Source organism: Streptomyces sp. NPDC059008 (assembly GCF_042749045.1).
Lineage (GTDB): Bacteria > Actinomycetota > Actinomycetes > Streptomycetales > Streptomycetaceae > Streptomyces.
Map to the genome: position 1 here is coordinate 22,663 of NZ_JBHYJC010000056.1, position 17,696 is coordinate 40,358.

The 17,696-nt window shown below is 72.9% G+C and carries 15 protein-coding genes; 7 read left to right on the forward strand and 8 right to left on the reverse strand.

Features of this window, described 5'->3' with window-relative positions; genetic code table 11:
* The first annotated feature begins 82 nt into the window (after positions 1-82).
* Entirely contained in the window at positions 83-886 is an 804-nt protein-coding gene (locus tag ACFWZH_RS35290) for a maleylpyruvate isomerase family mycothiol-dependent enzyme (protein WP_384441029.1), read from the forward strand.
* 32 nt (positions 887-918) lie between these two features.
* On the opposite strand, the gene ACFWZH_RS35295 is transcribed toward ACFWZH_RS35290, so the two are convergent.
* The 4 genes from ACFWZH_RS35295 to ACFWZH_RS35310 all read right to left on the reverse strand — a co-directional run bounded on the left by ACFWZH_RS35295 (position 919) and on the right by ACFWZH_RS35310 (position 4,808).
* Entirely contained in the window at positions 919-1,929 is a 1,011-nt protein-coding gene (locus tag ACFWZH_RS35295; protein WP_384441032.1) for an LLM class F420-dependent oxidoreductase, read from the reverse strand.
* Positions 1,930-2,125: 196 nt separating this feature from the next.
* Complete coding sequence (locus ACFWZH_RS35300) at positions 2,126-2,974, reverse strand: DUF5336 domain-containing protein (RefSeq protein ID WP_384441035.1); 849 nt, start codon at positions 2,972-2,974, stop codon at positions 2,126-2,128.
* Positions 2,975-3,175: 201 nt separating this feature from the next.
* Positions 3,176-4,129: an N-acetylmuramoyl-L-alanine amidase gene (locus ACFWZH_RS35305; protein WP_384441038.1), complete on the reverse strand. Its 954-nt coding sequence runs from the start codon at positions 4,127-4,129 to the stop codon at positions 3,176-3,178.
* Positions 4,130-4,148: 19 nt separating this feature from the next.
* Entirely contained in the window at positions 4,149-4,808 is a 660-nt protein-coding gene (locus ACFWZH_RS35310) for a class I SAM-dependent methyltransferase (RefSeq protein ID WP_384441041.1), read from the reverse strand.
* Positions 4,809-5,362: 554 nt separating this feature from the next.
* On the opposite strand from ACFWZH_RS35310, the gene ACFWZH_RS35315 reads away from it, so the two are divergent.
* From ACFWZH_RS35315 to ACFWZH_RS35325, 3 genes are all read left to right on the forward strand, one after another.
* Positions 5,363-7,543, forward strand: coding sequence for an acyl-CoA dehydrogenase (locus ACFWZH_RS35315; RefSeq protein ID WP_384441044.1), 2,181 nt, complete (start codon positions 5,363-5,365; stop codon positions 7,541-7,543).
* A gap of 29 nt (positions 7,544-7,572) precedes the next feature.
* Positions 7,573-8,790, forward strand: a complete 1,218-nt coding sequence (locus ACFWZH_RS35320) for a lipid-transfer protein (RefSeq protein ID WP_384441046.1) — start codon at positions 7,573-7,575, stop codon at positions 8,788-8,790.
* A 142-nt stretch (positions 8,791-8,932) separates the two neighbouring features.
* Positions 8,933-10,432: an MFS transporter gene (locus ACFWZH_RS35325; protein WP_384441050.1), complete on the forward strand. Its 1,500-nt coding sequence runs from the start codon at positions 8,933-8,935 to the stop codon at positions 10,430-10,432.
* Positions 10,433-10,543: 111 nt separating this feature from the next.
* Here the strand turns inward: ACFWZH_RS35325 and ACFWZH_RS35330 are convergent, their stop codons facing one another.
* From ACFWZH_RS35330 to ACFWZH_RS35345, 4 genes are all read right to left on the reverse strand, one after another.
* The gene (locus tag ACFWZH_RS35330; protein ID WP_384441052.1) at positions 10,544-11,185 is read right to left on the reverse strand and encodes a response regulator; all 642 of its coding nucleotides are present in this window, start codon (positions 11,183-11,185) and stop codon (positions 10,544-10,546) included.
* Between the two features lie 35 nt (positions 11,186-11,220).
* Positions 11,221-12,402, reverse strand: coding sequence for a histidine kinase (locus tag ACFWZH_RS35335; protein WP_384441076.1), 1,182 nt, complete (start codon positions 12,400-12,402; stop codon positions 11,221-11,223).
* Between the two features lie 112 nt (positions 12,403-12,514).
* A complete protein-coding gene (locus tag ACFWZH_RS35340; protein ID WP_384441055.1) occupies positions 12,515-13,243 on the reverse strand; it encodes an ABC transporter permease in 729 nt (242 codons plus the stop codon).
* Complete coding sequence (locus ACFWZH_RS35345) at positions 13,243-14,211, reverse strand: ABC transporter ATP-binding protein (RefSeq protein ID WP_384441058.1); 969 nt, start codon at positions 14,209-14,211, stop codon at positions 13,243-13,245. The genes ACFWZH_RS35340 and ACFWZH_RS35345 overlap by 1 nt, the downstream gene beginning before the upstream one ends.
* 362 nt (positions 14,212-14,573) lie before the next feature.
* Here ACFWZH_RS35345 and ACFWZH_RS35350 point away from each other — a divergent pair, with 362 nt between their 5' ends.
* The 3 genes from ACFWZH_RS35350 to ACFWZH_RS35360 all read left to right on the forward strand — a co-directional run bounded on the left by ACFWZH_RS35350 (position 14,574) and on the right by ACFWZH_RS35360 (position 17,621).
* Complete coding sequence (locus ACFWZH_RS35350; RefSeq protein ID WP_384441061.1) at positions 14,574-15,449, forward strand: MaoC/PaaZ C-terminal domain-containing protein; 876 nt, start codon at positions 14,574-14,576, stop codon at positions 15,447-15,449.
* A 47-nt stretch (positions 15,450-15,496) separates the two neighbouring features.
* Positions 15,497-16,573: a Zn-dependent alcohol dehydrogenase gene (locus tag ACFWZH_RS35355; protein WP_384441064.1), complete on the forward strand. Its 1,077-nt coding sequence runs from the start codon at positions 15,497-15,499 to the stop codon at positions 16,571-16,573.
* 106 nt (positions 16,574-16,679) lie between these two features.
* On the forward strand, positions 16,680-17,621 hold the full coding sequence (locus ACFWZH_RS35360; protein WP_384441067.1) for a 3-oxoacyl-ACP reductase: 942 nt from the start codon (positions 16,680-16,682) through the stop codon (positions 17,619-17,621).
* Positions 17,622-17,696 lie beyond the last annotated feature (75 nt).

The following is a 17,696-nucleotide window of genomic DNA, read 5'->3' on the forward strand; positions in this document are numbered from 1 at the left end:
CGGGACGCCCGGCACGCAGCAGGCCCGGCCCCCGCGCAAATTGGGAGGCCGGGCCGGAGCGCGGCGCACTACTGTGCGCCGCATGACTCTCCAAGGCTCCCTCACCCATGAGGAATACTGCGCCCAGCTCCTCGCCGAGACCGAGAAGTTCCGGGCGATCGTGCGCAGTGCCGATCTGTCCGCGACCGTTCCCACGTGCCCCGACTGGACGCTGGCCGATCTGGCCCGCCATGTGGGCGGCGCGCACCGCTGGGCCGGCACGATCGTCGCCACCCGCGCCGCGAAGGATGTCGACGAGGCCGACGTCCCGGAGGGAGAGGGACCCGAGGGCGAGGACGCCGCGGCCCTGGACGCCTGGCTCGCGGCCGGCGTCGAGCAGGCCGTGGCGGCGCTGCGGGAGGCCGGCCCCGACACCGAGGTGTGGACCTGGTCGCCGGTGCAGCGCACGGGGTTCTGGGCCCGCCGGATGGCCCATGAGACGGTGATCCACCGTGCCGATGCGGCGCTCGCCGCGGGCACCGGCTTCGAGGTCCCGCAGGAGGTCGCCGCCGACTGCCTGGAGGAGTGGCTGCAGATCTGCGAACTGCCGGTGGTGGCGGACCATTTCGCCGAGCGCGGAGAGGGCCTCTTCGGTGCCGGCCGCAGCATCCACCTCCACGCCACCGACACCCCGCCCGAGCTGAACGCCGAGTGGTTCCTCGACCTCACCGGCGAGCGGCTCACCCACCGCCGCGCCCATGAGAAGGCGGCGGTGGCGCTCCGCGGCCCCCTCACCGACGTGCTCCGCGTCGTCTACCGCAGGCTGCCCGCCGACAGCGACCGGGTCGAGGTGCTGGGCGACCGTGCCCTGCTGGAGCGGTGGCTGGCGTGGGCGTCCTTCGAGTGAGGCGCCGGCTGGGAGCGGGGTGCCGGCGGCGCTCAGGAGTTCAGCTCGGCCAGCACCCGTAGGGTGTGCGGGTCCGGCGCGGTGACCAGCAGGTCGGTGACCGGGCCCGTGCGCCACGACTCCAGCCGCTGCGCGATCCGTTCCCGCGGGCCGACCAGGGAGATCTCGTCGGCGAAGGCGTCCGGCACGGCGCGTACGGCGTCCTCCCTGCGGCCTTCGAGGAAGAGCCGCTGCACCCGCCGGGCCTCCTCCTCGAAGCCCATCCGCGCCATCAGGTCGGCGTGGAAGTTCTTGGCCGCGTGGCCCATTCCGCCGATGTAGAAGCCCAGCATCGCCTTGACCGGCAGCAGCCCCTCGGCGACGTCGTCGCAGACCATGGCGCGCGCCATCGGGGCGATGAGGAAGCCCTCGGGGGCCTGCGCCAGCGACGCCCGGTAGACGTCGGTGCGCTGCGGAGACCAGTACAGCGGCAGCCAGCCGTCCGCGATCCTGGTCGTCTGGGCGATGTTCTTGGGGCCCTCCGCGCCCAGCAGGAGCGGCAGGTCGGGGCGCAGCGGGTGGGTGATGGGCTTGAGCGGTTTGCCGAGGCCGGTGCCGTCCGCGCCGTGGTAGGGATGGGGGTGGAAGAGCCCGTCCAGCTCCACCGGCCCCTCGCGGCGCAGGACTTGGCGGATCACCTCCACGTACTCCCGGGTGGCGGTCAGCGGGCTCTTGGGGAACGGCCGCCCGTACCACCCCTCGACGACCTGCGGTCCGGACAGTCCCAGGCCCAGCAGCAGCCGTCCGCCCGAGAGATGGTCCAGGGTCAGGGCGTGCATCGCGGTGGCGGTGGGAGTGCGGGCGGCCATCTGCGCGATGCCGGTGCCCAGCCGGACGCGGGAGGTGTGGGCGGCGATCCAGGTGAGCGCGGTGAAGGCGTCCGAGCCCCAGGCCTCCGCGGTCCACACCGAGTCGTAGCCCAGCCGCTCGGCCTCGCGGGCGAGTTCGAGGTGCCGGGGGTCGGGGCCGCGTCCCCAGTAGCCCAGTGCCAGACCGAGTCGCATGCTGATCGCCTCTCTCCGACGGTGACCGCTCGCCCACCCGCGTCTGACGATTCGTCAGGTTCGGGTGTCCGGCGAACTGTACGGCGGCCTCGCGGGCAGTGCAACGGCCCCCCGCCCGCGAGGGGCGAGGGGCCGCGAAAGGACCGCTGTGCGTCCGGTGGTCCACCGGGCTCTTCGCCCGGCGGCCCGTCCGGTGTCAGCCGCGCTGGATGCCGGTGGTGTCCTGCAGGACCCCGCGCCGGCCGTCCTGGGTCTGCGCGATCAGGGCCTGGCCGCGCTGCTCCACCGCGAGGTACCAGGTGCCGGGCGCCAGTTCGGCGATCGGCGCCGGAGCGCCGTCCTCGCCGTACAGCGGGCGCGCGACGGGCACCGCGAACCAGAACGGCGCGAAGTCCGCCGGGCTTCCGGCCGCCGGGGTGGCGCCCGCCGGGCCGCCGGCCGTGGCGTCGACCGGAGCCTGCTGCCCGTGGGTCTGCCCCGCCTGCGGCTGCTGGCCGCCCGGGTAGCCGTAGCCCTGGCTCGCCTGCTGCTGCGCGCCGGGGTAGCCGTAACCCGGGGTGGGGCCGGCCCCGTACGGGGCGGCGGCCGGAGCCTTGGGGGCGCCGATCAGGGCGACCTTCAGCGCCGGGACGAGCGGCGTGGCGACCGCGCCGCCGGCCAGGATCAGCGCGGCGATCAGACCGAGGATCAGACCGGCACCGGCGTTGTGGGAGTCGATGATGGTCCAGAACGCCGTCCACGCGGCGAAGAGGGCGAGGGCGACGCCGAGCTGGCCGAGGTCGAGCCCCGCGACCTTGCGCTGCTGCGGCAGCATCCGGGTGACGGCGATGATCGCCGCGGCGATCACACCGGCCAGGTACACGCTCATGAGGGTCGACAGCACGTCCCAGGCGTTGATGCTGCTGTAGTCCTGGGCCTCGCAGTACTTGGCGAGCGGGCCCGAGCAGTCCGGGCCGCCGGTGGAATCGAGGAACGAGGCGATGAACAGCAACACCGCTGCTCCGATCACCACGCCGTCGCCTCGAGTGAGGGAGCGGATGTTCACGTAAGGGTCCTTTGTCTCTTTCGTGGGCTGGTCGTCGCTGTCGCGGTGCGAGGCACGGCGGTGGCCACCCATCGTAAAGGGGAACCTATCGCCGAATCCGGCGGGTCGTCGTGTTCGTTTCCGCGTGCTATCGGACGGCGCGTCGGAACCGCTTCCCCGACCCGTATCGGCGGGTATCGGATCCGGCCGCCGCGGTCGCGGTCAGCGCGTCAGGAAGTCCGTAATGCCCTCGGTGATCCCGAGGGCCGCTTTCTGCCGCCACTTGGGATCGGTCAATTGCGCGGCGTCCTTCGGATCGCGCATATTGCCGCACTCGATGAACACCTTCGGCACCCTGGAGAGGTTGAGGCCGCCGAGGTCGGAACGTACGTCGAGCCCCGTGCCGCCGCCGATGTAATTGGACGGCTCACTTCCGGTCGCCGCCATGAACCGGCGGGCCAGCCCTTCGCCGAGCTTCCGCGAGGGCTTGACGATGGCGGAGGTGTCCGCCGACCCGGCCGTGACGCGCGCGGGCAGGATGACGTGGAAGCCGCGGTTCCCGGTGCCTGAACCGTCGGCATGGAGGGAGAGCGCGGCATCGGCGTGCGCCTTGTTCCCGAGGGCCGCGCGCTCGTCCACACACGGCCCGTACGGCCGGTCGCCGTCCTGGGTGAAGACGACCTTGGCGCCCCGGCGTTCCAGGAGCGTGCGGGCCCGGCGGGCGACGTCCAGGGTGAAGGAGGCCTCCGAGTAGCCGTCGTTGGTGGCGGTGCCGGTGGTGTCGCACTCCTTGCGCTCGTTGCCGATGTCCACCAGCCGGGCGATCTCCCGGCCGTGATCGCGGTTGCGCGGATTGTGGCCGGGGTCGATCACCACGGTTCTGCCCTTGAGGTCGCCGCGCCTGGGGCCGGCCGTGCCGTTGTCGTCACCCGCAGCGTCCCCCCGCCCGTCCGCGCCGTCGGAGGAGCCGCCGTGCCCCGCCGCGCCGCCGGCCGCCTCGTCCGCGGCGGACCGGTCCGGTGCGGGCCGTCCCGCTCGTGGCGGCTCGCCGCCGTCGCCGCCCGACGACCGCCAGGCCAGCCAGCCCCCGAGGCCGACGACCACCACCGCCACCAGCACCAGGAGCAGGGTGCCGCGCAGGCGGCGGGGCGGGGGGAAAGTGCTGCCGTTCGACACGTCCGCGATGGTAGCCCGCTCAGATGCCGGCGCCGGTGCGCCGAAGGACGTGCAGCGACCGGTGCGCGGAGATCTCGGTGAAGGCGCCGGACTCCAGTGCCCTGCGGTAGATGCGGTACGGGGCCTGGCCGCCGTCCGCCGGGTCCGCGAAGACGTCGTGGATGACCAGCAGCCCGTCGGGCGCGATATGCGGGGCCCAGCCCTCGTAGTCGGCACGGGCGTGCTCGTCGGTGTGCCCGCCGTCGACGAAGACCAGGCCGACCGGCGCCTGCCACAGGGCCGCGATCTGCGGCGAACGGCCCACCAGGGCGATCACCTGGTCCTCCAGCCCGGCGGCGTGCAGGGTGCGGCGGAAGGTGGGCAGGGTGTCCATCCGGCCGACCTCGGGGTCGACGACGGACGGATCGTGGTACTCCCAGCCGGGCTGCTGCTCCTCGCTGCCCCGGTGGTGGTCGACGGTGACGGCCATCACCCCGGCGCCGCGCGCGGCGTCCGCGAGCAGGATGGTGGACCGGCCGCAGTAGGTGCCGACCTCCACCAGGGGCAGGCCGAGCGCCGCCGCCTCGCTCGCCGCGGCGTACAGGGCGAGCCCCTCGTCCACGGGCATGAAGCCCTTCGCCGCCTCGAACGCGGCGAGTATCTCCGGCCGCGGAGCGGGCTGAGCGGTGGGAGCGGACATGGGCTTCCTCCAGGTGGTGCGGTCAGATGGCTCATCGTGCCGTATGGGGTGGGGCGGATGGTGCGGGGGTCTGCCTGTGAGGCGTATGAGCCAGGGCGTAGGGCGTAGGGCATATACGGATATCGGAACGAGGGTTCGCATTTCCCGTCGTCCGCACTTGTGCCCGTCCGCTCTCCCGTGTCCGTTCTTCGGCGACCGGTTGTTCCGGTGACCGTTCTTCCGGAGTCGTTCCGCCGGTACCCGTTTCTTGCCTACGAGGGGCGCCTGTCCCGGCCTCTGTCGTTCGACGTCCGTTCCCGGCGATTTTCGGCGGGCGTTTCGCCGATGCCCGAAAGCGGTGAATCCGCGCGGGTGCCAGGAGGCCGCCGGGAAAAGCGGCCCGGCCCGTACCGGAATTTGCCCCACCGTTTCCGGACCCTGCTTCCGGGTCTGCTTCCCGGCTTCCGCGAACCCGCTCCGCGGTCACCGGCCGTCGGCTCCACCCTGCCGCCGAATCCCGGCCGCATCCGTATCTGGCCTTCCGTCAGATTGAAACGTGTTCTAGTCTGCGCCGCATGGGCATCGGAATCACGCAGGAGCACCGTGACCTCGCCGAGGCGGCGGGCGGCTGGGCCGCGCGCGCCGTACCGCCCGAGGAGGTGCGCAAGTTGCTCGACGCCGCGCCCGGGCGGCATGGGCGGCCCGTCTACTGGGACGGGCTCGCGGCGCAGGGCCTGCTCGGTCTCCATCTCCCCGAAGCCGACGGCGGAGGCGGCGGCGAACTGCTCGACCTCGCCGTCGTACTGGAGGAGCTGGGCCGCGCCGCGCTCCCCGGCCCGTACCTGCCCACCGTCCTCGCCGCGGAACTGCTGCACCGCGCCGGCCGGCACACCCTTCTGCGGGCCCTCGTCGCCGGTGAGCGGATCGCCGCCGTCGCGCTCGGCCCCGGCTCGCTCACCGCCGTCGAGGCCGCCGACGGCTACGTCCTGGACGGCACCGCGCCCCCGGTCCTCGCCGGCGCCGACGCGGATCTGATCGTGCTGGCGGCCGAAGGGGCCACCACGACCGTCTGGTGCGCCGTCGACGCCGACGCGCTGGACGTACGCCCCCAGGAGAGCGCCGACCCGACCCGGCCGACCGCGGAGGTGACCGCGGAGGGGGTGCGGGTGCCCGGCGAGCGGGTACTGGCCGTCGACAACGCCCTCGTCCGGGACCTGGCCGGGGTGCTGTTCGCCGCGGAGAGCTGCGGAACGGCGGCCTGGGCACTGCGCACCGCCGCCGAACACGCCGCCGTACGCGAGCAGTTCGGCCGCCCGATCGGCCAGTTTCAGGGGGTCAAACACCTCTGCGCCGACCTGCTCGTACGCTGTGAGCAGGCCCGTGCCCTGGTCTGGGACGCGGCCCGGGCGCTGCACGAGGCGCCCGAGGTCCGCGGACTGGTCGCGGCGCTGGCCACCGCCACCGCCCTGGACGCCGCCTTCAGCTGCGCCAAGGACTGCATCCAGATCCTCGGCGGCATCGGCTTCACCTGGGAGCACGACGCCCACCTCCACCTGCGGCGGGCGACCGTGGCCCGCCAGCTGCTGGGCGGCGGCGACACCCATCGGCTGCGCGCCGCCCGCCACGCCGCCGACGGCGCCCGGCGCGCGCTGCGCCTCGAACTCCCCGCCGAGGCGGACGGGTACCGCGCCGAGGCCCGCGGGGTCGTCGACGGCGTACGCGGACTGGACCCCGCCGCGGTACGCCGCGCGCTGGCACCCACCGGCTATGCCGCGCCGCACCTCCCCGAGCCCTACGGCCTGGGCGCCGGGCCCGTCCGGCAGCTGGCGATCCAGCAGGAAATGGCGGCCGCCGGGGTCGAGATCAGCGATCTGGGCATCGCCACCTGGGTGGTGCCCTCCCTGATCGCCCACGGCACCCGGGCGCAGCAGGAGCGACTCTTGCTTCCGACGCTGCGCGGCGAACTGCTGTGGTGCCAGTTGTTCTCCGAGCCGGAGGCCGGTTCCGACCTGGCGTCGCTGCGGACCCGCGCCGAGCGGGTGGACGGCGGCTGGCGGGTCAACGGCCAGAAGGTGTGGACCTCGGCGGCCCAGTGGTCGAGCCACGGGATCCTGCTCGCCCGCACCGACCCGGACGCGCCCAAGCACAAGGGGCTGACGTTCTTCCTCGTCGACATGGCGACCTCCGGCATCGAGATCCGGCCGCTGAAGGAGATCACCGGCGACGCGCTGTTCAACGAGGTCTACTTCGACGATGTGCTGCTGCCGGCCGACGCCGTGGTCGGTGAGGTCGACAACGGCTGGCGGGTGGCCCGTACCACCCTGGACAACGAACGCGTCCACATGGCCGACCAGTTGACCTTCGACACCGGCCTGGAGGCGCTCCTCGACCGCGCCGCCGGACTGGACGCGTCGACACACGTGCGCCTCGGCGCGCTGGCCGCCGAGGCGCACGCCCTGGGCTGCATCGGGCTGCGGACCACGCTCCAGCAGGTATCGGGCCTGGAACCGGGCGCCGGCGCCAGCATCCGCAAGCTGGTGCAGACCCCGCACCAGCAGAAGGTCGCCGAACTGGCGCTGGAACTCCTCGGCCCGGCCGGCGCGGTGCGCGAGGGTGCCGGTGAGCGGGCGCTGCACGGCTTCTTGATGTCGCGCTGTCTGACCATCGCCGGCGGTACCACCCAGGTGCAGCGCAACGTCGTCGCGGAGCGACTGCTCGGCCTGCCCCGCGACCCGGAGCCCCGTCCCCTCATCTGACGCACCGCTACCTCTCCAGGAGGACACATATGGCCGGCAAGGCGTTCATCGTCGGCGTCGGGATGACCAAGTTCGAGAAGCCCGAGACCCGCGCGTGGCAGTACTGGGACATGGCCAAGGAGGCGGGCGGCAAGGCGCTCGCCGACGCGGGGATCGGCTACGAGGCGGTCGAGCAGGTGCCGGTCGGCTACTGCTACCAGGCCTCGACGGCGGGCCAGCGCGCCGTGTACGAACTCGGCCTGACCGGCATCCCCGTCTACAACGTCAACAACAACTGTGCGACCGCCTCGACCGCGCTGATGATGGCGCGCCAGTTCGTCGAGGCGGGGATCAACGACTGCGTACTGGCGCTCGGCTTCGAGAAGATGCGCCGCGGTGCGCTGGGCGGCGGCGCGGACGGAACGGCCCGTGGCGGAGCCGCCGATGTCGGGGGCAGCACGTCTCCGGTGGCCCGCCACTACGGCGTGATGGCGGCCGCCCACGGCTTCGAGCCCACCCCGCCCACCGCCCAGATCTTCGGCAACGCGGCCCGTGAGCACATGGAGCGCTACGGCACCACGGCGGAGCAGCTCGCCGCGGTCGGTGCGAAGAACCACCGGCACTCCGCGCACAACCCCCACGCCCAGTTCCAGGAGGTCTACACGGTCGAGGAGGTCCTCGCCGCCAAGGCCATCCACCCTCCGCTGACCAGGCTCCAGTGCTCGCCGACCTCGGACGGGGCGGCCGCCGCGGTCGTCGCCTCCGAGCGGTTCGTCCGCGAACACGGGCTGGCCGACCGGGCGGTGGAGATCGCCGCGCAGGCCATGACCACCGACACCGAGGACAGCTTCGCCGCCGGCTCCTGCATCGACGTGGTCGGCAAGCCGATGTCGCGCGCCGCGGCCCGGCAGGTGTACGCGGCCAGCGGCCTGGGCATCGAGGACGTCGACGTCATCGAGCTGCACGACTGCTTCTCGATCAACGAGCTGCTGACGTACGAGGCGTTGGGCATGTGCGCGGACGGCGAGTCCGGGAAGCTGGTCGCCGAAGGCGCCACGAGCTACGGCGGCCGCTGGGTGGTCAACCCCTCCGGCGGCCTGATCTCCAAGGGGCATCCGCTGGGCGCGACGGGCCTGGCCCAGGCCGCGGAGCTGGTCTGGCAACTGCGCGGCACGGCGGGCGAACGGCAGGTCCCCGGTGCGCGGGTGGGCCTGGCCCACAACATCGGGCTGGGCGGGGCGGCGGTGGTGACGCTGCTGCGGCGGTAAGGCTGGTGGGGCCGGTCGGGGGCCGGTTGTCCGGTGAGGCGGGTGGGGCGGCGGCCCCGCCTCCGTCTCGCGACCTAGGTCCCCGGGTCCGGTGGTAGATGCACCGATATCCCGATGCGGGGGGCGAACGGCGAATGCGAGCATGGTCCGCATGCCCCCGATAGCCACCCCCGCGACCCTGTCCGAAACTCCGCGCCGCACGGTCGCACCGGCCTGGCTGGTGATGCTCCTGGTCTGCGCAGGTCAGTTCCTGGTCGTCCTGGACGTCTCCGTCGTGAACGTGGCGCTGCCCGCCGTACGGGCCGGGCTGGGGCTGAGCGAGCTGGGCCTGCAGTGGATCGTCAACGCGTACGTCATCACCTTCGCCGGCTTCATGCTGCTCGGCGGCCGGGCCGCCGACCTCTTCGGCCGCAAGCGGGTGTTCGTCGTCGGGCTGGCGCTGTTCACCCTCGCCAGCCTGGGGGGCGGGCTGGCGCAGCAGCCGTGGCAGCTGATCACCGCCCGAGCGGTCCAGGGCGTCGGCGCCGCCGTGCTCTCCCCGGCCACCCTCACGATTCTGACCACGTCGTTCCCGGCCGGTCCGGCCCGTACCCGGGCCATCGCCACCTGGACGGCGGTCGGCGCCGGCGGTGGCGCGGTGGGCGGCCTGGTCGGCGGGGTGCTCACCGAGTTCCTGTCGTGGCGCTGGGTGCTGCTGATCAATGTGCCGGTCGGGGCGCTGGTGCTGATCGGTGCGGTGCTGTGGCTCACCGAGAGCCGCCAGGGCCTCGGGCGGCGGCTCGACGTGCCGGGCGCGCTGCTGGTGACCGGCGGGCTCGGGCTCGTGGCGTACGGGATCGTGCAGACCGAGACGGACGGCTGGACGTCGGCGTCCGCGCTGCTTCCGATGGCCGCCGGACTGGTCGTGCTCGCGGTGTTCCTCGCCGTCGAGGCGCGGGCCAAGGCGCCGTTGATGCCGCTGGGGCTCTTCCGGCTGCGCCCGGTCTCCTCGGCGAACGCGGCGATGGTGCTGCTCGGCGCCGCGATGTTCTCGATGTGGTACTTCCTGTCGCTCTACATGCAGAACGTGCTGGGCTACCCGCCGCTGCAGGCCGGGCTGTCCTTCCTTCCGCACTCGCTGAGCATCGTCCTCGGCTCCAAGCTCGGGCCGCGGCTGATGAACCGGATGGGCGCCAAGACCCTGGCCGTCGTCGGCGCGGTGATCTCCGCGTCGGGCATGGCCTGGCAGGGCGCGATGGGCGTGGACGGCACGTACCTGGGCACGCTCCTCGGCCCCGGCGTCCTGATGGCGCTGGGCGCGGGCCTGACCGCGACTCCGGTCGCCGCCATCGCCACCTCCGGCGCCGACCCCGCCGACCAGGGCCTGGTCTCCGGCCTGATCAACACCTCACGCCAAATGGGCGGGGCGCTGGGCCTGTCGGTCCTGTCCACGATCGCCGCCGCCCGTATCGAGGCGGGCCACGGCGCGCAGGCCCTGGCGGACGGCTACGCCCTGGCCTTCCAGGTCGGCACGGTGGTCCTGTTGGGCGGCATCCTGCTGATGGTGATCGCCCTGCCGAGGCGCCGGACGGACACCGCCCATGCTCAGGACTCCGCTCATGCTCAGGACTCCGCCCATGCTCAGGACACCGCGCAGAAGTAGCAACGGCCCCCGAAGTGGGGACGGCGAAGGAGCAGGGACGGCCAAGGAGCAGGGACGGCGAAGGAGTAGGGCCCCACGCCCGTAAGCAAGGCCCGCCCCGGGGATCGCTCCCTACAGCCACCCGTTCTGCCGGGCCGTCCGTACCGCCTCCATGCGGTTGCGGGTGCCGGTCTTGCCGATGGCCGCGGAGAGGTAGTTGCGGACGGTGGCCTGGGAGAGGTGGAGCCTGCCGGCGATATCGGCGACCGTGGCGCCGTCCACCGCTGCGGTGAGGACATCGCGTTCGCGCTGGGTCAGCGGACTGGGACCGGCGCTCAGCGCGGCCGCGGCCAGGCCCGGATCGATCACACGCTCTCCGGCGAGCACCCGGCGGATCGCCGCCGCCAGCTCCTCCACCGGGCCGTCCTTCACCAGGAAGCCGGACGCTCCGGCCTCCATGGCGCGCCGCAGATAGCCGGGCCGGCCGAAGGTCGTCACGATCAGGACCTTGCAGGACGGCAGCTGTGTGCGCAGGTCGGCCGCGGCGTCCAGGCCGCTGCGGCCGGGGAGTTCGATGTCCAGGAGGGCGATGTCGGGACGGGCGTCCAGGGCGGTGGCGACGATCTGGTCGCCCGCCGCCACCTGCGCCACGACCTCCATGTCCTCTTCCAGGTCGAGCAGCAGCGCCAGCGCACCCCGCATCATCCCCTGGTCCTCGGCGAGGAGGACTCTTACCGGTCGTGCGGGGGGCTGCTGGCCTGGGGTGTCCGTCATACGCCAAGAGTAGACAGCGTGATCCAGGCCCTTGATCACCTCGGCGACTCCTTCGTCTCCGGCATATCGGCCGTGCCGACCGGGAGTTCGGCCGTGACACGGAAGCCGCGCCGGCCGTCGGGGCCGCTGTGCAGGGTGCCGCCCGCCGCGGCGAGCCGCTCGGTGAGTCCCTTCAGGCCGGTGCCGCCGATAGCGCCCGAGGCTCCTACGGGACCGCGGCCGTCGTCGGTGACCGTCAGCCGTACCCGCTCCTCGTCGGCGTGCACATCGATCTCGCAGCGGGTGGCGCCGCTGTGCCGGACGGTGTTGGTGACACCCTCGCGGACCACCCAGCCCAGCAGCGCGCCGGTCTGCGGGGGCAGCGGGGGCCCGGCCTGGCGTACGACGGGGTCGATACCGGCCGCCTCCAGCGCCGAACGGGCCCGGTCCAGTTCCGTGGCCAGGCTGCCCTCACGATAGCCGGTGACCGCCTCGCGGATCTCGGTCAGCGCCTGCCGGCCGACCGCCTCGATGTCGGCGGCCTGGGCGAGCGCCGCGTCCAGATCGCGCGGTGCCAGGCGGCGGACCGCCTCGGCCTTGACCACCACCACGGACAGGGTGTGCCCCAACAGGTCGTGCAGATCGCGGGAGAAGCGCAGCCGCTCCTTCTCCACGGCGCTCCGGGCGAGTTCCTGGCGGGTGGCGTTCAGTTCCTGGATGGTGTCGAACAGGCTCAGGACCGTGGCCGTCACCATGCCGGACAGGAACGTGCCGTATCCGATGCCGAACGAGCCGGAGGGGTCGCCGTCGCGCCAGCCGGACAGATAGCCGGCCGTACCGCTGAGGGAGATCAGCCAGAGGGCTAGCTTCTTGCCCCGCAGGGCGCGGACCGTGCCGGAGGCCAGCGACAGCAGCGGGAAGAACAGGAACCAGTTGCCGCCGAACCCGAGCGCGATGGCGAAGGTGATGGCGGTCAGCACCCCCAGGGCGATGAGCGGATAACGGGAGTCGCGCCGCCGTGGGTTGAAGGAGGACCACACGACGCTGATGTAGAAGGAGTTGAAGGCGAGCAGTCCGAGGCCGGCCAGCCAGGGGTTGCCCGTCTTGCCCTGGATGATGTTGGAGAAGGCCCCCAGACCCATCAGGAGCCAGGGCAGGAAGGCGTACTTGCCCGGGCCCCTGTCCGGCTCCTTGCACCGCGGGATCGTCGTGCACGACGTCGCCTGCGTGCCGTCCATGCCGTCCATGCCGGCCGTGCTGTCCGCGTCGTTCGTCTTGCCGGGGCGCGGGCCGCCCGTGTCCTGCTGCTGCGTCTGCTGCACTGTCGCTTCCCAGGTCCGCCGTCGTGGGTCACACCGTTCGCGCGGCCCGACGGTATGCGTACACCGCATAACCGCCGAAGAGTGCCAGCCAGGCGGCCAGCACCGCCACCGCGGTCAGGCTCGGAGCGCCGCCCTGGGTGACGCTCTGGCCCAGCTCGGCGAAGCGGTTGCCGGGCGTCCAGGAGGACAGCGAGCGCAGCCAGCCGGGGAACAGCTCCGCCGGGAACCACAGGCCGCCGACGATCGAGAGCAGCAGCATGCAGCCCGTGTTGACCACACCGGTGGACTGCGCGGAGAGGCGGTAGCCGTTGCCGAGCCCGAGGAGGGTGAAGGGGGCGGTGCCCACCCACAGCAGCCCGACCAGCGCGGCCCACTGCCAGGCGGGCATCCGGACGCCGTTGACCAGCGCGCCCACCAGCAGGACGGAGGCGATGGCCGGCAGCACCGTCACCGAGCCGGTCAGCCCCCGGCTCACCACCACGCGCACCGGACTCAGCGGGGTGATCCGCAGCTGCCGAAGCCAGCCCAGCTGCTTGTCCTCGGCGACGCCGGTGCCCGTGCCGATGGCCGCGCCCAGCGCGCCGTACGCCGCCATCCCGACCATCGAGGCGGTCTTCCACTCCGCGGACGCGCCGCCGGGGCCCGCCCCGATGTTGGTCATCAGCACATACATCAGCACCGGCATCCCGATGCCGAAGATCACAAAGCCCTTGTCGCGCAGCGTGCGGCGGATTTCGAGCCGGATGTAGTCGACCATCACGCGGTCTCCTTCAGGGACGGGGCGCCGGCTTCGGCGGAGGTGAGGGTGAGGAAGGCGTCCTCCAGGCTGGCGGGGGCGACCTGCAGGCCGCGGACCAGACCGCGCCCGGCCAGCGCCACGACCGTCGCGTCGGAGTCCGTGGTGCGCAGCATCGCGCGCTCGCCCCGTATCTCCACGGCGCTCACACCGGGCAGTCCGGGCAGCGGTTCGGTCGCCGCCCCCGCGAGGTCGAAGGAGACCAGCGACCCGCCGGCCCGCCGCCTGATCTCCTCGCCGCTGCCGTCGGCGACCACCTTGCCGCCGTCGATCACCACGATCCGGTCGGCGTTGTCGTCCGCCTCCTCCAGATAGTGGGTGGAGAACACGATGGTGTTGCCGCGGCGGGCGTAGGCCCGCATGGAGCGCCAGAACGCCCGGCGCGCCTCGACGTCCAGCGCCGCGGTCGGCTCGTCGAGCACCAGCAGCTCGGGGTTGCCGGCCAGCGCCATCGCGAAGCGGACCCGCTGGGCCTGCCCGCCGGACAGCCGGTCCACTCTCCGCCCGGCGAACTCGGCGAGGCCCGCGAGCTCCAGGGCCTCGGCGACGTCCAGAGGAGCGGGGTAGGTGGCGGCGACGAAGGTGATCAGTTCGCGGACCGTGACCCGCGGGACGGCCTTGCCGTCCTGGAGCATCGCGCCGACCCTGCCCGCCCGTACGGCGGTCTCCGGCGCGCCGCCGAAGAGCCGCACCGTGCCCGAGCCGGGCGGCAGCAGGCCCAGCAGCATGTTGGCGGTGGTGGACTTGCCGGCGCCGTTGCGCCCGAGCAGCGCCACCGTTTCGCCCGCGGTGATCTCCAGGTCGAGGCCGTCCACGGCGCGGACCGCACCGTAACTCCGAGTCACTTCGGAGAAGGTGACCGCCGTGCCGCCGCCGGCCCTGCGCGCCGTGCGCAAATCCCCTGTCACCTGTGTTGTTTCCGTCTTCATGGCCCGCCCCTCCGGTCCGCTCACTGCCCGCTCCCCGTCTGCTTCCGGTCCTGCTTTCCACCTTCGACATTACGGAGAGTCGCCGGCCCGCGGCAGATGCGAATGTGGGGGATCCGCACTGACAAATGTCATGGCCCGCCGGCGGGGGTGCCTGTCCGGCCACTGATCTGACTGGGCGTCAGGGGTCTTCCGGGCGCCGGGAGGATCGGCTATACATGAGGACCATCGGCTAGAACGCGTTCTAGATGCGTCCCGTGCACCGGCGGAGCGCGACCGCGCCGACCAGATACGACCCCGGCACGGCCGACGGTGCGGACGGCCGGGCCGGGGTCTTCACACCGTGGTGAAGGAGCAACAGCCCCATGCCCATCGACGCCGCCAAGGCCCTCTCCGCCGAGCCGCGGACCACCGAACTCGCCTGGGACCACAAGGACGTCCAGCTCTACCACCTCGGCATCGGCGCCGGCGCGGCCACCCCGGACAAGCCGCACCCCGCCACCGACCCGGACGAACTGCGCTACACCCTGGAGAGCGCACTGCACGTCCTGCCCAGCTTCGCCACCGTGGCGGGCGGCGGGATGGCGGTGGCCGGCGGCCTCTCCACGCCCGGCATCGACGTCGACCTCGCGGCCGTCCTGCACGGCGGACAGTCCGTCACCGTGCACCGCCCGCTCCCGGTGCGCGGCCGCGCCCGGCAGACCTCCTCCGTCCCGGCCGTCCACGACAAGGGCAAGGCCGCCGTGATCGTGCTGCGCTCGGAGGTCGCCGACGAGGAGGGGCCGTTGTGGACCTGCGACACGCAGATCTTCGTCCGGGGGGAGGGCGGCTTCGGGGGCGACCGAGGGTCCTCCGTGCGCCTCGAACTTCCCGAGCGCGCCCCTGATCTGACCACCGAACGGCATATCCGCGAGGACCAGGCGCTGCTCTACCGCCTCTCCGGGGACTGGAATCCGCTGCACGCGGACCCCGAGTTCGCCAAGCTCGCCGGCTTCGACCGGCCGATCCTGCACGGGCTGTGCACCTACGGGGTCGCGCTCAAGGCGATCGTCGACACGGTGCTCGACGGGGACGTGGCCAGGGTGCGCTCGTACGCCACCCGATTCGCGGGAGTGGTGTTCCCGGGCGAGACCCTCCGCATCCGGGCGTGGCGGGAGCCCGGCCGGGTCCAGGTGTCGGTCACGGCACCCGAGCGGGACGACGCGGCGGTTCTGGTGGACACCGTGGTGGAGCACAACTAGGGGGCCTCTCCCGGACAGCCCCCACTCGACGCCTGAGAGGACGTGACATGCGCGCAGCCGTACAGCACGAGACCGGTCAGGACAAGCTGGAGGTGCTCGACGACGTCGAGGCGGTGGGGTTCGGTCCGGGGAAGGTCAGGGTCCGCATCCGGGCGACGGGGCTGTGCCACTCCGACCTCTCGGCCATGAGCGGGGTGCTGCCGCAGCCCGCCCCCTTCGTTCCCGGGCACGAGGGAGCCGGGGAGGTCCTCGACGTCGGCGACGGTGTCACCGGCGTCGGCCAGGGGGACCGGGTCCTGATCTGCTGGCTGCCCGCCTGCGGCAGCTGTCCGTCCTGCAAGCGCGGCCAGACCCATCTGTGCCTGGCCGGATTCCTGAACGCCGGTACGCCCAACTTCAAGCGCCCCGGTGGAGACGTGTTCGGCTTCGCCGGCACCGGTACCTTCGCCGAGGAGGTCGTGGTCCCCGCCAACTGCGCGGTCCCCATCCCGGACGACGTCCCGTACGAGATCGCCGCGCTGATCGGCTGCGGAGTCACCACCGGGCTCGGCGCGGCCCTCAACACGGCCCAGGTGGAGGCCGCCTCCTCGGTGGCGGTCATCGGGTGCGGCGGCGTCGGCATCTCCACCATCCAGGGCGCGCGGGCCTGCGGCGCGGCCCAGATCATCGCCGTCGACCCGGTGCCGGCCCGCCGGGAGGCTGCGCTGCGCTTCGGCGCCACCGAAGCCGTCGCCCCCGAGGAACTCGCCGACGCCAAGGCCCGGATCACCGCGGGCGAGGGCTTCGACTACGTCTTCGAGGTGGTCGGCAAGTCCGCCACCGCCCGCACCGCCTACGAGACGACCCGGCGCGGCGGCACCCTGTGCGTGGTCGGCGCGGGCGCCATGGACGACACCTTCCAGGTCAACATGTTCGAGCTGTTCTTCGACGAGAAGCGCATCCTGCCGTCCCTGTACGGCGGCGCGGACGTGCTGCGCTCCTACGAGCGGGCCATCGCCCTGTGGCGGGCCGGCCGGATCGATCTGGCCGGCCTGATCACCCACCGCGTCCAGCTCGGCGAGATCAACGACGCGCTCGACCAGATGCGTTCCGGGACCGCGCTGCGCACCTGCATAGAGATCTGACCACGCCTGTGGGCCGGCCGCGCGCCTGTGGACCTTTCCTGCGCGCGGGCCGGCCGGGCGCCCGGCCGGGGACGCCGGAGAACCGATCGAGAGGACAGGAAGAGCGATGGCACAGCCACTTGAGGGCCTGACCGCGATCGTGACCGGGGCCGGCCGCGGCCTGGGCCGCGCCGAAGCCCTCGAACTCGCCCGGCTCGGTGCCCGGGTCGTGGTCAACGACTACGGGCAGCCGGGCCGCGACGGCTCGGGCGAGGCCTCCGCGGCCCCCGCCGAGGACGTCGCCGCCGAGATCCGGGCGGCGGGCGGCCAGGCGGTCGCCCACCTCGGCGACATCGCCGACCACGAACAGGCCGGCGCGCTCGTGCGGTTGGCGGTCACCACCTTCGGACGGCTCGACATCCTGGTCAACAACGCAGGCATCCTCCGCGACCGGATGGTGTTCTCGATGACCGAGGACGAATGGGACTCGGTCATCCGCGTCCACCTCAAGGGCCACTTCAACACCACCCACTTCGCCGCGATCCACTGGCGCGAACGCTCCAAGGCAGCCGGTGCCCCGGTGTACGGCCGGATCATCAACACCTCCTCGGAGGCGTTCCTGGCCGGTTCGGCGGGCCAGCCCAACTATGCGGCGGCCAAGGGCGGCATCGTCGGCCTGACGACCTCCACGGCGCTGGCGCTGGCCAAGTACGGCGTGACGGCCAACGCGATCTGCCCGCGTGCCCGCACCCGTATGACGGAGGACGTCTTCGCCGGCTTCGAGGAGCCGGCGGACGGCGGGCTCGACGTGCTGGCCCCCGAGCATGTCGCCCCGCTCGTCGGCTATCTGGCCGCGCCGGCCGCGGCCCGGGTCAACGGCCAGCTGCTGGTCGTGCACGGCGGTATGGTCGCGATCGCCGAACGCCCGCGGATCGCCGCCAAGTTCGACACCGCCAAGGAGGTCTTCAGCTTCGAGGAGCTGGACGGGCTGCTGACGCCGTACTACGCGCAGCGCCCGCCGAACGAGACCTTCGCGGCGGCCGAGGTGCTGGGACTCAAGCACGGCTGACGGGCGGACCGGCGGACCAGGTGGCCCGCCGGGCGGCCGACCCGCGCGAAGGGCCGCGGCCGCCGCGCGCCGAGA

Coding starts and splice junctions, on each gene's coding strand:
- ACFWZH_RS35330 (WP_384441052.1), bottom strand. CDS start 11,185: ATGACGGACACCCCAGGCCAGCAGCCCCCCGCACGACCGGTAAGAGTC.
- ACFWZH_RS35350 (WP_384441061.1), top strand. CDS start 14,574: ATGCCCATCGACGCCGCCAAGGCCCTCTCCGCCGAGCCGCGGACCACC.
- ACFWZH_RS35310 (WP_384441041.1), bottom strand. CDS start 4,808: ATGTCCGCTCCCACCGCTCAGCCCGCTCCGCGGCCGGAGATACTCGCC.
- ACFWZH_RS35335 (WP_384441076.1), bottom strand. CDS start 12,402: ATGGACGGCACGCAGGCGACGTCGTGCACGACGATCCCGCGGTGCAAG.
- ACFWZH_RS35355 (WP_384441064.1), top strand. CDS start 15,497: ATGCGCGCAGCCGTACAGCACGAGACCGGTCAGGACAAGCTGGAGGTG.
- ACFWZH_RS35315 (WP_384441044.1), top strand. CDS start 5,363: ATGGGCATCGGAATCACGCAGGAGCACCGTGACCTCGCCGAGGCGGCG.
- ACFWZH_RS35345 (WP_384441058.1), bottom strand. CDS start 14,211: ATGAAGACGGAAACAACACAGGTGACAGGGGATTTGCGCACGGCGCGC.
- ACFWZH_RS35320 (WP_384441046.1), top strand. CDS start 7,573: ATGGCCGGCAAGGCGTTCATCGTCGGCGTCGGGATGACCAAGTTCGAG.
- ACFWZH_RS35340 (WP_384441055.1), bottom strand. CDS start 13,243: ATGGTCGACTACATCCGGCTCGAAATCCGCCGCACGCTGCGCGACAAG.
- ACFWZH_RS35325 (WP_384441050.1), top strand. CDS start 8,933: ATGGTCCGCATGCCCCCGATAGCCACCCCCGCGACCCTGTCCGAAACT.
- ACFWZH_RS35360 (WP_384441067.1), top strand. CDS start 16,680: ATGGCACAGCCACTTGAGGGCCTGACCGCGATCGTGACCGGGGCCGGC.
- ACFWZH_RS35295 (WP_384441032.1), bottom strand. CDS start 1,929: ATGCGACTCGGTCTGGCACTGGGCTACTGGGGACGCGGCCCCGACCCC.
- ACFWZH_RS35290 (WP_384441029.1), top strand. CDS start 83: ATGACTCTCCAAGGCTCCCTCACCCATGAGGAATACTGCGCCCAGCTC.